Source organism: Streptomyces africanus (assembly GCF_002150735.1).
Lineage (GTDB): Bacteria > Actinomycetota > Actinomycetes > Streptomycetales > Streptomycetaceae > Streptomyces > Streptomyces africanus.
The window spans coordinates 38,612-53,507 of the sequence record NZ_MUKA01000001.1 but is presented as its reverse complement, the minus strand read 5'-3'; the positions used below and the strand labels follow the sequence as shown (position 1 = coordinate 53,507).

The 14,896-nt window shown below is 66.6% G+C and carries 8 protein-coding genes and 3 pseudogenes; 10 read left to right on the top strand and 1 reads right to left on the bottom strand.

The annotated features are described in order from the left end of the window. Positions 1-36: 36 nt before the first annotated feature. From CCL05_RS00180 to CCL05_RS00140, 10 genes and pseudogenes are all read left to right on the top strand, one after another. The gene (locus tag CCL05_RS00180) at positions 37-870 is read left to right on the top strand and encodes a PIG-L family deacetylase (RefSeq protein ID WP_086558392.1); all 834 of its coding nucleotides are present in this window, start codon (positions 37-39) and stop codon (positions 868-870) included. A 472-nt stretch (positions 871-1,342) separates the two neighbouring features. Continuing rightward, positions 1,343-1,842, top strand: a pseudogene (locus CCL05_RS00175) (PadR family transcriptional regulator). Then, the gene (locus tag CCL05_RS44675; RefSeq protein ID WP_158102401.1) at positions 1,832-1,993 is read left to right on the top strand and encodes a hypothetical protein; all 162 of its coding nucleotides are present in this window, start codon (positions 1,832-1,834) and stop codon (positions 1,991-1,993) included. Before CCL05_RS00175 ends, CCL05_RS44675 begins: the two are co-directional and overlap by 11 nt. A 651-nt stretch (positions 1,994-2,644) precedes the next feature. Next, positions 2,645-2,882: pseudogene (locus tag CCL05_RS45775) on the top strand (hypothetical protein); the annotation flags it as partial. A 160-nt stretch (positions 2,883-3,042) separates the two neighbouring features. Further along, positions 3,043-3,831: a hypothetical protein gene (locus tag CCL05_RS00165; protein ID WP_143589791.1), complete on the top strand. Its 789-nt coding sequence runs from the start codon at positions 3,043-3,045 to the stop codon at positions 3,829-3,831. Continuing rightward, entirely contained in the window at positions 3,825-5,678 is a 1,854-nt protein-coding gene (locus CCL05_RS00160) for an outer membrane protein assembly factor BamB family protein (protein ID WP_086558390.1), read from the top strand. Before CCL05_RS00165 ends, CCL05_RS00160 begins: the two co-directional genes overlap by 7 nt. 1,039 nt (positions 5,679-6,717) lie before the next feature. After that, the gene (locus CCL05_RS00155; RefSeq protein ID WP_086558389.1) at positions 6,718-7,311 is read left to right on the top strand and encodes an acyl-CoA synthetase family protein; all 594 of its coding nucleotides are present in this window, start codon (positions 6,718-6,720) and stop codon (positions 7,309-7,311) included. Then, positions 7,308-9,164, top strand: a complete 1,857-nt coding sequence (locus tag CCL05_RS00150; RefSeq protein ID WP_086558388.1) for an ABC transporter ATP-binding protein — start codon at positions 7,308-7,310, stop codon at positions 9,162-9,164. The genes CCL05_RS00155 and CCL05_RS00150 overlap by 4 nt, the downstream gene beginning before the upstream one ends. After that, positions 9,161-10,987, top strand: coding sequence for an ATP-binding cassette domain-containing protein (locus CCL05_RS00145; protein ID WP_086558387.1), 1,827 nt, complete (start codon positions 9,161-9,163; stop codon positions 10,985-10,987). Before CCL05_RS00150 ends, CCL05_RS00145 begins: the two co-directional genes overlap by 4 nt. A gap of 170 nt (positions 10,988-11,157) precedes the next feature. Next, a pseudogene (locus CCL05_RS00140) lies at positions 11,158-11,337 on the top strand (helix-turn-helix domain-containing protein); the annotation flags it as partial. Positions 11,338-11,539: 202 nt separating this feature from the next. Here CCL05_RS00140 and CCL05_RS00135 read toward each other — a convergent pair. Next, positions 11,540-14,881 carry an aminotransferase class III-fold pyridoxal phosphate-dependent enzyme gene (locus CCL05_RS00135; protein ID WP_244204099.1) on the bottom strand — a complete coding sequence of 1,114 codons (3,342 nt, stop codon included), beginning with the start codon at positions 14,879-14,881 and terminating at the stop codon, positions 11,540-11,542. Between the last annotated feature and the right edge of the window lie 15 nt (positions 14,882-14,896).

The following is a 14,896-nucleotide window of genomic DNA, read 5'->3' as shown; positions in this document are numbered from 1 at the left end:
ACTCGGACCAAGCGTATTTCTCTGGAGGACTGTTTCATGACTGGCCGGCCCTTGACGCTCATGGCAGTACACGCCCACCCCGACGACGAGGCCACCGGAACCGGAGGGGTCCTCGCGCGGTACGCGGCGGAAGGTATCCGCACGGTTCTCGTGACGTGTACCGACGGCGGTTGCGGTGACGGACCGGGAGGTGTCAAGCCGGGTGATCCCGGGCATGATCCGGCGGCGGTCGCCTTGATGCGCCGTCAAGAACTTGAGGCGAGCTGTGACGTCTTGAAGGTCAGCGATCTGGAGATGCTGGATTATGCCGACTCCGGGATGATGGGCTGGCCGAGCAACGACGCCCCCGGGTCCTTCTGGCAGACCCCCGTGCAAGTAGGCGCGGCCCGGCTCGCGGAACTCATGCGGCACTACCGACCTGATGTGGTCGTCACCTACGACGAGAACGGCTTCTACGGCCACCCCGACCACATCCAGGCCCACCGCATCACGATGGCGGCGCTGGAGATGACCGCGCTGACACCGAAGGTGTACTGGACCACGATGCCCCGCTCGACGATGCAGCGGTTCGGCGAGATCATGCGCGAGTTTCATCCGGACATGCCGGAGCCGGATCCTGCCGAGGCCGCCGCGATGGCCGAGATCGGCCTCCCCGACGATGAGATCACCACGTGGGTGGACACCACCGCGTTCAGCGGCCAGAAGTTCGACGCGCTGGCCGCGCACGCCAGTCAGGGCGAAAACATCTTCTTCCTCAAGATGGGCACGGAGAGGTTCGGCGAGTTGATGGGCATGGAGACCTTCGTACGTGTCCAGGACGCCACCGGCGCGGCCGTACCCGAGAACGATCTCTTCGCCGGACTGCGCTGATCCGCCCGTCCGACCGGCCGGCGCAGCGCATCGCGCGGGTCACACCCGGAGGCTTGTGCATGCGAGTTCCGCTCCGGCAGTCCGCGTCCAGGCCCTCGCCGACGGCGTCGACGCGTGCCCGACTTCCGACCCGACACCGCGCTCGTCCCCAAACCACCTGGCAACCGCACAGGTGGGAGACCTGCAGGCTGCTGACTCGGAAGGTGCGCGACAGCCCAGATCACAAGCCCGGCGGCCTGCTCCGATCAAGACAGACCGCCGAGGAGGCGACACGAAGCTGAGGTGCCGATGTCCGACACGCCGTGAGGCAACGGAGGAAGCAGCAGGTCACGAGGGCGGTCTCCGACACCAACCGCGAGACGCTACAGCCCTGCGGGATTTGCCCACCCACCCGATGCGCAGGACGTCGATGCCGTCCAGGGCAGGGGCTGACCACTCTTCCCGTCGGACGAGGGCCGCCGCGACCAGCTCCATGGCCTCGCGGCGGCACTCCTCGGGAATCTCGTACAGCGCCGCCTCAGGCTTCCTGGCCGAGGGCTCCCTGCCCGGACACGAGCTACGCCGCCGGGTCTCGCAGTTGACCGGATACACGCGGCCGGTCAGCGACGGCAGTCTGTATCCGGCAATCAACCGCCTCGCCAAGGCGGACCTGCTGGAGCGGCGCGCCGACCCGGGTGCGGGCCCTGCGCGGTTTGTACTGAGCCTGACCGACGCCGGGCGCACTGAGCTGCTGAATCGGCTGCGCAAGCCGGCCGACCATGAGATCACCGACTTCACCGCTTCTTCACCGTCCTGGCGTTCCTCTCCCACCTGTCCGCCGTATCCGAACAGCACGCGGTGCCGTGCAGACGGCTGGAGTTCCTGGAGGAGCCGGCGAGTTTCTTCTACTCCGGTGACAGGCCGCTGCGAGCCGAGGAGGTCCCGGACCCCTACCGCCGCGGCACTGTCGTACCCGCGGATCGTGTTCAGTGACGGCCTCGTCGACGGACAGCTCGTGCTCGTGCACGGGGTGCTCGGCGGCGTCGGCTCCCTGGCCGCGCAGCTCGCCCGGTGGGGCGGCGCGACGGTGATCGGGACCGTACTTCCGAGGGCGGACGCAAAGCGCTGGGCGCGTGCACGATGAGTCCGCAGATCACGGCTTCCTTCTCCCCCTGCGAGCTGCGACAGCTAAGCTCGGTGATCGCTTGCTCAGTCCGCCGGGCCGGTGGCGACGCGTCATGGCAGCTGGACGCCTACTCCGTTGTCAGCGCGGTAGCAACGCCGCCGCAGGCAGCCCCGCAGGAGCCGGGATACCGAACAGGTCCTCGAAGGAAGCCGGTGCGTGTTCTCAGTCCACTTCCAGGGCGAAGCCGTAAGTGTCCAGCGTCTCGGCGAGCGTGCCATGCCTCATCCGAGCCTGCACGCTCCGGGGAGGTACGCCCGCGGCGATCAGGACCGCGTCATAAAGTCCCGTAGATCTCGGAACGTCGCCGTGACGGGAACCATGACGCCCCTGGCACGTGCCCTGTCTTTCGGTCGGTTGAATGCCTCGGACAGCGTGTTGCGTCGCAGCGGTGTGCTCCGGCGCGTCACAGTGACGAGCGGTGTGTCTCGAATTCCTCGACGAGGAACGAGCCCATGGGTATCACAGCACGGCTGTACGGTGTCTTAGAACGGCTGACACAATGAGGTGGGTCGACCCTGACGGCCGTTGCCGCCACGGGAGTTGAGCGTTCGTCCTGGTGTGGAGAGTTCGCCGTGGATGGTGGGGATGAGCTATGGACCGCTTGGAGCCGCTGCTGCCGCCACCCGGCACGGCACAGAACTGGGCACCTACCGGCGGGTGATCGAGCGGACCTTCGCCTGGCTCCACGGCTTCCGACGCCCTGCGCATTCGCTGGGAACGCCGGGCCGACATCCTGGAATCGGGATCGACCTCTGGCTTTTTGACTGTCTTCCCGACGTCGCAGCGGGTGGCGGGTCGTTTGTGTGAGGTTGGTGAAAGTGCCGACCCGCGTCGGCTCCTCCGATGATCCTTTCCTGGGCTGCAGCTGACACGCGGTCAGAACCGCCTCGCCACTCAATGGGGGAGAGTTGAGGAACCGGACCACGCTGCGTGGGCGTAGTCAGCCTCGTACGCAGCGGCCGACGCCGCCGGAGACACCTGAGCCGTGGTGGAAGAGGCACGCGAGGGTGCTCTGGCTCGGCGCGGGCATCCCCCTGATCGGTGCAGTGTTGACCGCAATCGCCCTCCAGTTACTCGGCCTGAGCGGTGAGTCCGAGCCGAGCCCCGCATCGGCCGGTGCCGGTACGCCCTCGGGGAGCCCTTCAACGGCGCCGTTCGTCGTGACCGCGCGGCAGGAGAACGAGGCCGGATGCACGGCTCTTCCGCGTCAGGTGTCCTCGCCGGAGGACCGCGCGGAACTCGTGACCGGCGGCGACGTGAACGCCGTCATCCGGCGTAACCGGGGCGCGCGAGTCGGCGAACTGAACGTGGGTCTCACGCTCGAGGGAGGCGCGAGTTCCCTGACCATCACGTCGATCGAGATCAAGCCGAAGTCGCCCCGCGCCGTCGAGCCGCTCGCCGGAACGCTGGTGTGCGAACCGAACGCCGGAGGAGAGCCGAAGATCCAGCTGTTCGCGGACATGGACAGCCCGGAGCCCATCTTTCTCAAGGGGAAGAACTCCACACAGAAATACTTCAAGGAAAAGGTCGTCACGCTCAAGCCTGGAGAACAGGTCAACCTGTCGGCGACTTTCTTGTCGGAGAAGGGCTCTCGGGAATTCGAACTGCTCATCCGTTACGTGCAGAACGGGAAGGAGGGCACCGTGCCGGTCCCCGCCCCACGGGGGGGACGCTACGCGGTGACCGGCTTTTCCACGCAATACGGAGCCGTGTACGAGGGGTCTACCGGTGGCGTCTACCGTCAGCTCGAGGATCCCCGCCCTTGCCCGTGGCTGCCTGAATCACAGGGATGCTGACCGATCTCGACGAACGGCGGAGCGGAATGGTTGCGAAGCGCGCGCGCCTCGTCTGGCGCGCCGGGTGCGGGTCCCTGCTCACCATCAGCCTCGTAGGGCTGCTGGTCAGCGACGGCGGCACGTCAGGTAGGCCGCTGGAACGCCCCAACTCGCTGAACGTGGCGTGGTCGTTCCGAACCTCTGGACGGGCACTGGACGTTTCGGATCTGCCGGCGGCGGTGAGCGACAGGATGATGGCAATCCCGCAGGGCAGGACGGTGAGCGTCGTGGACACACGCGACGGCCGTTTTCTCTCCACGGCAACCAGTTCCGCGGACCGTTTCACGCCCATCGGGTTTTCCGGCGGCGTGATGCTCGCTATGGAACAGCACTTCGGGCAAGGCGGCAAGACTGTTCTGAACGCGTACGACCCCACGACCGGGCGAAAACTGTGGCACAAAACCGCGAGCCCGACCCCGCGCAAGGGAGGTGAGGACGCTTGGTTGGGGCAGGCGCCTTTCCTGCTGGATCCGGGACCCGCGATCGAGTTGGCCGATGGCCGACTGGCGGGAGTTGCGCCGCGGACCGGTGCGGTCACCTGGAGTAAGCGGAAGCCCGCGCTCGCGCCGTGCGAGCAATCCGACCCAGGCGATCTCGGTTTACCCCCTTCCCCTTTCAACGTGGCCACAATGTCGAATTACATTGTCGTACTCAAGGGCTGTCCAGGCCGGACCGCGGAACTCGAGGTGGTGGACGCGAAGGACGGCGACAGCGTCTGGAAGAGGGATCTAGGGCGTTCGCGCGACTCCGTCAAGTTGAGCGCGGTCCGCGGTGTGATCGGTGTGAGCCTCGACAACGACCTGCGCCTCTTCGCGGAGTCAGGCGAGCGAATCCTGCGGCGGAAGGCGGAGCGGGAGTCCGGTCTCTGGCCCGTGGGAGAGGCCCGAGGCGTGGTGTACCTCTCGGAATCGCGCGACGGCGCACAGTCGGGCTCAGGGTCGTTCGGGTCTTACACCCTGCACGCCGTACGAGCGGACACTGGGAGAACCATGTGGACTCGCTCCCAAGGGCCCATGGCCATCAACGGTGTGACCAGTGAGGTCATCGTCGGTGACGTCAATGTCGCCGGCGCATACGGCGGAGACCTTCGTTGGTCGCCTGGAGACGCGCGTCTGCAGGGGCCGGGCGCGAGCAGCTTGATGGATCTCGCGGGCAGGCGAAGCGCCCTCGTGCCCTGGCCGGTGGCGGGGACGTTCGTGGGAATGAGTGGAGACCTGCTCATCGTCCGTAGTGAAGAGAAGAACGGAACCCGTTACACCGCGCTTCGGCCGAGTCACCGCGCCGTGGACGCGGAGAGACCCGCCGCGCTGGATGGGGTCGAGCGGCAGGAATGGCCTGACGCCTGTGGGCTGGTCAGCGCCGAACTGCTCTCCGAACTCGGCCGGAACTATGTCAAGCTGCCAGTGTCATCGAGCCGTAAGGTGCTGGGTACGAAACTGCCCCGCCCGAGTGTCTGTCGCTTCGCCACGGAATCCGGATCCGACGACGACATCTTCTCCATCACCGTGCGATGGGTAGCGCCTGACGCGAAGGCTGCTGAGACCTATGCGACGAGCGTGATTCCGTGGGGCTGTGCGCCCCCATTGGGCGGTTGCGTGACTGCGGAGATCGCGAAGCCCCGGCGCGGTGTGTATCTGTACACCTACAGAACGGGCTTGGAACAACTCCCCGTCGCTCACGCGACCGTGGTGTCGGGCCGATATGTCTTCGGGATCAGCACAGGAAACAACGAAGCGCGAACCCAGCGGCTGATACGGCGCGTGGCGACGCATCTCGCCGAACAAGTCGATCCCGGCCCACACGCGTGAAGGCAGCTCTGTCGGGCAGGGCCACACTCATCCATCAGCACAGTCGGCTCCGAAGCCGATCAACTCGGCATGGTCCTCGACACCACCTTGCGCTTCTCCCGCGCTTGGCCTTTGTTCGGCCACCGGGCATGTCGTGCCGCCGGCCCGGATAGCTGATCATCCCGGCGGAGAAGCCGGTCTCCTCGGCGATCTCGCGGCAGGTGCGTCCAGCGGCCCGTTGGGCGCGGAGCCAGAACTTTGATGGCGTCGACGTTCACATCGGCGTGCTCGGCGATCCACTTGAGCGTGCGGTATTCGTCGAGGTAGACGCGGGCGAACTTGTCTCTGGGGAGTGCGGCGGGAGCCTGGCGAACGGTCGCTCCTCTCTCCCACCTTGCCGGGCGTGGCGGCTGCGCGAAGATCCCCCGCACCCGGTCCAGGGCGATGGGTAGTTGTGGCTGATGCGCCCGCTCTTCCCACACGTACGCGTCAGCCCGGCGTCCACCACTCGAACCCCTGGGCGCCGCCCGTTCCGCCACAACCACGGAGGAGGCCGCCCGCGGGGTGACGAGGGCGACTGTTCAACTCCGGATCGCACACCGCCTCCGTGAGGGCCCCTCAGGCTCCGCTGCGCACTGGATGCGTTGAGTGTGTTGAAGCGCTTCGAAAATAAGAAGTGAAGAGGCTTGCATTGGGTCCAGCTACGAGTCAAGGGGCCTCTTCACGTGCCCATGAGCGGAGCGCTCAAAACCTGGCCATAGAGGTTAAGTTGTGCAGCATATGCACCTTGTCGCGGAACCGGCTCTGGTGTTAGCTTCAACGCTCGTTAGAGTCGAAGCGATTCGACAGAGCAGTCAATCCGCGCCCCCTCTCTTCACTCCGTGCACACCACACGTAAGGGAGTCCTGTCCTGTCCAGCCCCCAAGTGACTGATTCGCCCGCGAACGGCCGATCAGTCATCGTGCGACTGGAGTCGACGGCGTCTCTCACACCCACAAGGTCGGACACGGAATGGCTGGCCCTGGAGTTGCACCACCGGGGTGTGCGACCGGGTGACCGTGTGGGCGTCGCTGTGGGACGCTCGTACTGGTGCGTCGTCGCCTTCCTGGCCGCCCTGGACGCCACCGGCACGCCCACGGGGGTGATGGTGCACGGCGCGCTCATGGCATCCGTGTCGTCCCCTATCGACGTCTTCGCCGTGACCGCGCGGGACCGCGTGCTGAGCTTCGCCTCGCTTGTCCGGGACACCACTGGCGAGGAGATCTATCCGATTCTCCTGGCGGGCGGCACGCTCGTCATCGACCGGTGTGCCACGGACGGTTCCGTATCCCTCGGCGGTGAGTTCGGATCCTCGCTGTCCGACGGCGAGCGTGTCCCGATCGGCCGTCCCCCGCCGCATCGTCACCGGGTCGTCAAGCACGTCGACCCGCACACGGGCATCGGCGAACTCTTCATCGGTGGCCCGGCCCTCGCGGCCGGATACGTCGGCATGCAGCCACAGCGGCACATGGTTTCACCTCGACCGGGTCTGCTTCCTGCCGAGACCCGCGCAGCGGCCCCGTATCCCCGTCTGTACCGCGGCGACATGGCCCGCCCGCGCGGCCGGACTACCACCTCGGCCATGACCGGGCCGCACGGAGAGAGGACCACGTGACCACCCTTGCCGACGGGCTCCGCTTGTTGCGGACTCTCAGCTGCGCCAAGCGGTCCCACAGCTGGCTTCTGGCCGTGCTGATGGGGCTGAGCAGTCTGCTCCCATCCGCGACAGCCGTCGTTCTGGCGGTATTGGTACGGCGCTTCGAGACGGGGGGTACGACGCTGCCACCACTGACCGCGGCCCTGGCCCCGCTGGCGGCGTTTGTCACCGTCCTCCTGCTCGGGCACGTCATGGACACCGTTCTGGAGCCACTGGGCTTCCTGGTCCAGGCCACCATCGACGGCGTACACAGGGCGTCGATCATCGAGCTGGTTTCGTCCACCCCGACGATCGACCAGTTGGAGACCCCGCAGGCGCGCACCCTGATCCGCGCGGCCAAGGCGGATCCTGACAACTGGACCGAACACACTCCGGGTGAGGGCGCCGTGGCCGTCCTCCGCATCCTCACGGGCTTCCTCGGCGTCGCCGGATCCTGTGTGGTCCTCGCGGGGTATGCCTGGTGGCTCGTCCCCGTAGTGCTCGTGCCCGCTCTGATCAATTGGGCGCTGCGGCAGAGACAGGCGCTGCGGTACGTCCGGACGTGGCGCTCCGGCACGGTGGAGGGCGCGAAGGCGCAGATGTGGCAGGACTCGGCGATCTCCCCGGCCGAGGGCAAGGACATCCGTGTCTTCGGACTGGGTGGTTGGTCGGTCGGGCAGATTCAGCGGCACAGCCTGGCCATGGAGAAACCCATCTGGGCGGCGATCGGGCGGATGCTGCGCGCCGAGTGGAGCCAGCTTCTGCTCGTCGGCATCCCGCTGTGCGCCGTGTACGCCATGGTGGCGCACAGCGCGGTGCGGGGGGAGACGACCATCGCGGTGGAAACGGCGGTACTCGTCACCGGATGGACGGTGTTCCAGGCGCTTGGCTGGAGCGAGGAACTCAGGAGCGCGGTAGCTTCCGCCGAGTGCCTGCGCGCCACGCGGGAGCTGCGCGAGCTGCTCGCCCCGGAGGGAGCGGCGGTGCCCAGCACCGACGGCCGGGGGGTACTGGAACCCGAGGACCGCGAGCGTCCACCGCTCATCCGGTTCGAACAAGTCTCCTTCGCCTATCCGAAGACAGAACGCCAGGTTCTGGACCGTCTGGATCTGGAGATCCGGCCGGGCGAACTGCTGGCCGTCGTCGGACTCAACGGAGCGGGCAAGTCGACCCTGATCAAACTGCTCTGCGGGCTCTACCTGCCGACAGGCGGGGCCATCACCGCGGACGGGCGGAACATCGCCACGCTTGCCCCGGACGCCTGGCGCCGCCGGATCGCAGTGGCCTTCCAGGACTTCGTGCGGTACCCCCTGTCCGTCCACGGCAACGTGGTCATCGGCAGGACGGGCGGAGCGGAACGGGCGGACGCCGAGGCCGCCTCCCGGGAAGCGGGGCTGGAAGCGGTGCTGGCCGGTCTGCCGTCCGGCTGGGAGACCCCGCTGACCCGCGCCGCGAAGGGGGGCGTCGACCTTTCGGGCGGGCAGTGGCAGCAGGTCGTCCTGGCCCGCGTCCTCTACGCGGTGCGCCGGGGAGCGAGGATTCTGGTTCTTGACGAGCCCACCGCCCACCTCGACGTACGGACGGAGGTCGACGTCTTCGCAAGGCTCGGCGCGCGCAGGTCGGACGCGAGCGTCGTCCTGATCTCGCACCGGCTGTCCACCGTGCGACAGGCCGACCGGATCGTCCTGTTGGAGGACGGCCGTATCACGGAGACGGGCACGCACGACGAACTCATGGCAGCCGACGGCCGGTACGCGGCCATGTTCACGATCCAGGCCGCGCGGTTCAGTCGCGGCTTCGAGGACCGGCTGGAGGAGGACCAGTACCTATGACCGAGCTGGCCAGTGAGCACCCGATTCGCCGTCGGCGGTACTTCTCCCTCTGGTACGAACTGCTACGGCTGTCCTGGCGCCGTTCGCCGTGGCTGACGTCCCTGCAGTTCGTCATTCCCGCCCTGATGGTGGCCTCCGTCGCAGGCAACGCCCTGGCCCTGCGCGGCGCGGTGGACGCGACGCTTCGCGGAGAGGTCTGGCCCGCTGTGGCCTGCGCGGCCGGGGCGGGACTCGCCGGCACCATGTTGATGGTGCTGGGGGCACTCGACGCCAATACCGCCGGCATCCTCATCGGCAAGGTCGCGGTGCTCGATGTGAATCCCGGTATCTACCGCGACATCGCGACCCTCGAAGGTCTGGAACACCTGGAGCGCACGGACTACCTCGACCGGCTGACCGTAGTACGCAATTCCGCGTGGGAACTCGTGCTCAGCCTGTGGCAGGCGGTCGGCGTCCTCTTCGTCGTCATCGAACTGGTCGTCACGCTCTTCCTGCTGGGCACGATCAACCCCTGGCTGCTGTTGCTGCTCGTCTGCGCGGCGCTGCCGCTCTGGTTCGACCAGAAGGGCAGCAACGCCATCATCCGGGCCGAAACCGCCACGGCCGAACCCTTCCGTCTCCAGCGCCGACTCTTCGACCTCGGTACGGACGGAGCCGCGGGCAAGGAGATCCGCGTGTCGGGGGCGGGAACCGAGCTGGCCCGCAGACAGGCCGCCGCGTGGGACACAGCCATGGCCGGCCGCTACCGGGCGCGACTTGTCGCGGCGGCCTGGAAGCTCGGCGGCTGGACCATCTTCACGCTCGGCTTCGGCGCCGGTCTGGCTCTGATCGTCGTTCAGGTGCGGCGTGGGCACGGCTCGGCCGGAGACATCGTGCTGGCGATCACCGTGGCGAGCAGCCTGCGCCAGTCGGTGTTCAACGGCGTGCACTTCACAGCGAACGTCGCCCGGGCAGGACGGCTCGTCGAGCCCTACTTGTGGATGCGCGACTACACCGCCTCCGCACGGTCCGACGCGGCCGGAACCAAATCCTCACCCCAGGTCCTGCGCGAGGGAATCACCTTCGAGAACGTCACCTACCGGTATCCCGGCTCTCGACGCCCCGCCCTGCACGACATCAGTGTCCATCTGCCGGCGGGCTCGGTGGTCGCGCTGGTCGGCGAGTACGGCTCGGGCAAGACGACACTGGTCAAGCTCCTCTGTAAGTTCTACAAGCCCAGCGGTGGCCGAGTTCTCGTCGACGGCGTGGACCTCGCCACCCTGGACACGGAGGGCTGGCGTGCGAGGTCGAGTGCGGCGTTCCAGGACTTCGGCCGCTTCCGTACGACCTTCGGGCAGAGCGTCGGCCTGGGCGACCTGCCGCACGCCCAGGATGTCCAAAGAGTCGGTCGGGCCGTGGCGGCAGCCGACGCCGAGCAGCTGGTCGGGGCGCTTCCCGACGGACTGGAGACACAGCTCAGCCGGGACTTCGGGGGCGTCGATCTGTCCGAGGGACAGTGGCAGAAGGTCGCCCTCGCCCGGGCGTCGATGCGCCCCGGTCCCCTGCTGTTGATGCTGGACGAACCCACGGCATCTCTCGACGCCCCGAGCGAGCAGCAGATCTTTGAGCGCTACATCGCCCGTGCCCGGGAGGTTGCCGGGCGGACAGGCGCCATCACGGTGATCGTCACCCACCGGTTCTCGACCGCCACCGGAGCGGACCTCATCCTCACCCTCGACAAGGGCCGACTGATCGAGGCGGGCACCCATGACGAACTGGTCAGCATCGTGGGAGGCCGATACGCCGATCTCTACGACATCCAGGCCGATGCCTACTCCGCATGACCGACCGGCACACCGATGGAGCAGGAACCAATGACCTCTGTCAGTACTTTCACCCATGGGGACTGCGGGGACACCTCACTGGGAACCCTGCTGCTGCGAGCCGGGATCGATCACCTGGAGGATCTCCTCTTCGGTGAGCTCGGCTTCCGGCTGGATCCGTCCCTGCGCTCGTGGAGTGGGCCACCACGCTCGTTGGCACCCCTGAGGGCGACCGCCGCTGTAAGCTCCGCCCGCCCCAGCGCGCGATGGTGGCACCGGTGGACCTCCGCGAACACACCATCCTGGCGAAGATCGCTGCCGGATTCGGGATCGGCGAGTCCACCGCCCACGCCTACACCAGCGCGGTCATCCACGATCGGGGCAGCCGGCTGCTAACGCAGGCCCCCGCAGGAACTCACCCTCACCGAGAAGACCCTCAACCGGGCCCTCCGCAGATCCCGGTACAGAGATAGGTCTGCAGATCGGCCGGCCCACCGCCCTGCGCATACCTCATGCAACAGGCATACGCAGGGACCGCAGACCGTCAGCGCTACCGACACCATGCTTTGAAGGTCAGTAGCTCGCGTCCAGGCCTTCCTCGCCTTCGTGGTCCAGCTCTGCCAACGGGCGCTCATTGTTGGCGACCATAGCGCTGAGCAGGTTTCGGTAGTACCGCGGAAGGCGCTCGACGAGATCGGGATCGACGACATCGACTGCGGCATCGAATTCACACCGGAACCCGTCCGCACTATCCACGATGTTCAATGCCATGGGATTTCCGGTGTGTGTGATCGGCAACGAGTCGGCTTCTGAGACCGTGAGTCCGTCCATGGGGGGTACCACAACCTGGCGGTAAAACGACATTGCCGTTGTGAACAACTTGCTTCGCAAGCCCGCCCCCGGCGGCGCGAATTCCGTGATCAGATCCGCGAAGGGGTAGTCCTGGCGCTCGAGCCCGCTGATCAATTGCATCAACACCTCACCCACGTAGTCCGCGACCAACGTGTCCGCAGGTCGGCGAACGACCAACGGCAGCAGATTCGAGCAATATCCGACAGTCCGGTCCAGTTCCTGCGGCCGCCGGGCGGACGCGACCGGTACCAGAATTTTGTCCTGCCCCGTCAGCCGCTGCAGCAAGGCCCCCCAGGCCGCCACCAGATAGGCGAAGACCGTGACCCCCTCATTGCGGGCGGCATCGCGCATCTGCCCGCAGAACTCGGGGTCGAGGAGAATACGGTGGCGTACCGCGCGGTAAGGGAATTGGCTCGGCCGTCCCGACGACGGCAATTCCGGCGCGGGAACATCCTTCAGGAGAGAATGCCAGAAGTCACGGTGCTTGGCAGCGGTGGGGCCGGCGGTGACTCGCTCGTGCCAGGTGAGATAATCTCGGAACTGCACGGCCGGGGGCAGTTCGGCACTCATGCCGCGGCACCTTGCGTTGTACATCGCGGCGAGGTCATCGAGCAGGACGCTGTAGGACCAGCCATCCACTGCCGCGTGATGCACCGTTACCAGCAGCAGGTGCCGTTGCGGGTTGACCTCCACCACAGCGGCGCGGAACACCTCCCCGTCGACCGGGTCGAGCGGTCGTTCGGCCCAGGTCCGCAGGAAGCGGCTGAGGTCATCCTCGTCCCCACAGGTGTACTCGGTCAGGACGTCGCTCAGAGGCATTTCCCGCACGGGATGGACGACAAGCGTGTCCCCGTCCGAACCGAACGTGGTCCTCAGAGTCTCGTGGCGGGCGACCAGGTCCTGCACGGCGGCACGCAGTGCAACGCGGTTGAGTGAGCCGTCCAGCCAGAACCCGACAGACATCTCGAAGGCGGGCACGCCGCCCTGGTCGAGGGCCCGTAGTTGCCGCTGCGCGTGGGTGCTGCGAGGCGCTGCCTCACGGGGCAGAGGACCCGCTGGTTCAGTACGGCTACTGCCGAGCATGCCGTGGTCCCGCAATTCTTCGACCGATTCACGCACCGCGGTGCGGATATGGTCAAGATCGGCCTGCTCATGCGCGGTGGAGAGGAAAAAGTTGCGCAGCTCCCAGACGAACACACCACGGTCGAGCAGATTGAAATAGAACGGATCCATGTTCGCCTGGTGCTCGAACTTGAAGATCGAGGAGAACCTGTGGGCTTCGATCGGCACTTCGAGCTCGCGGAAGTCGGCGTTCAGCTGGTCCGTGAACATCGCAGTCTTGCGGTCGAGGTTCCGTTGCAGATCAGGTCCCTCTGCACGGAGGTGGTCAAGGACCGCCTTGGCCGTCGCCATGGTGAGTGGATGCTGGTTGAACGTGCCGCCGAAGAAGGTGGATTCCACCCTCGGGCCGGTATCGTCACCGAAGTTCCAGATGCCGCCGTCGATTGAGTCCATGACGCCACCGCGTCCGGCAATCACGCCGATCGGCATGCCGCCTCCTACAATCTTGCCGTAGGTGGCCAGGTCGGCCTCGATGCCGTACAGCCCCTGAACGCCTGCCGGATGACAACGGAAACCTGTCACCATCTCGTCGAAGATGAGTTTCGTGCCGTGTGCCCTTGTGATCTCCCGGACCGTGCGCAGGAAATCAGGCTTCTGGACCCCAGGAGTGCGCAGGGTCACCGGCTCGGTCAGAACTGCTGCGAGGTCCGCGCCGTGCTTGTTGATGAAGTCGAGCGCCTCGTCCGTGCCGAACTCGAGTACGTACACGTTTTCCACCGCGTGCGGGGAGATGCCGGGTGCGAGCGGCCGGGTGCCGAATACGCCGTTCTCATGGGTCGGCACAGCGAGCACACTGTCGAAGTGACCGTGGTATGCGGTGGAAAAGACCACTATCTTGTCGCGGCCGGTTGCTGCCCGTGCAAGCCGAACCGCAGTCATGACCGCTTCTGTGCCGCTGTTGAGGAAGGCAACGCGCTCCATGCCGGTGAGCTCGAGTACTCCGGCGGCAACTTCCTCGACCAGTTGAGTGCGCGGCCCGAGGCTGAAACCGACGTCCAGCCGCTCACGAATAGCCGACATGACAGCCGGCGGATTATGACCGAGGAGGTGGACACCGTATCCCAGGGTGAGGTCGACATACTCGTTTCCATCGATGTCCCACAGCCGTGAGCCCTGCCCGCGTTCGGCGACGATCGGGTACAGCATCTCCTTGATCGAGGGGCGAAAGCCGACAGTGGACCGGCTGTCCGCGACCATCGTCCGGAACCGTTGGGCAAATTCCTTCGAGCCCTTGGTCCGAGTACTGAGGCGGTCACCGAGTTTCTTCAGATAGCGGGCGCGCTCTGCCGTCTCCACGGGGCTGATCGCGCTGCTCCGGGCGCCGGGCGCGAGTGGCACCACCATGTTCGCCGAAACCGGCCGCGCCGGGGAGAGCGCCACAGGCGGCGAAGCAGCGGCTCCGGCCCCGGACCCGATGGCCGGGTCAGCCGCGGAGACCGGCTCGCTGCCCGCCAGCAGCTGGAGCTGACGCTGCATGACCATGAGCTGTTCCTTGATCAGGGCCTGCACGGCCGTCGAGGCGCCTGGCGACAAGGACATGTCCATCGACAACTCGGTTGATGGCGCTGCTGTGACCGTTGGCCGGCTGTCGATCGACTGCGGCAAGACCGGGGCCGGCGCCGAGCTGGCTACGGCATCGGTGGTGGAGGCAGTGGTGGAGGAGGCAGTGGTGGAGGGCGATACGGCCTCTCCTCGCGGCAGCTTCTCCGTCGATGCGTGTGCGAGAAGATATGCAGCTAGATCAGGCAGAGTCTGGACGTCGGTGAAGAGTTGCCGAAGCGGCACTTTGCAGCCATAGCGGTCCTCCAAACGCTGCACCATGCCGAGCAGCGACATCGAGTCCCCGAGGTCCGTGAGCACGACGTCGGGGTACAGCTGTTCGGGCTGAACGTCGAAGTAGTCACCGACGATTGCGGCAATTTCCTGGAGCAGGGGTTCCACGGCGCTCTCCTCGTG

What these genes read in the sequence shown, in the direction of transcription:
- CCL05_RS00180 (WP_086558392.1), top strand. Translation starts at nt 37, where the DNA reads ATGACTGGCCGGCCCTTGACGCTCATGGCAGTACACGCCCACCCCGAC.
- CCL05_RS00160 (WP_086558390.1), top strand. Translation starts at nt 3,825, where the DNA reads ATGCTGACCGATCTCGACGAACGGCGGAGCGGAATGGTTGCGAAGCGC.
- CCL05_RS00145 (WP_086558387.1), top strand. Translation starts at nt 9,161, where the DNA reads ATGACCGAGCTGGCCAGTGAGCACCCGATTCGCCGTCGGCGGTACTTC.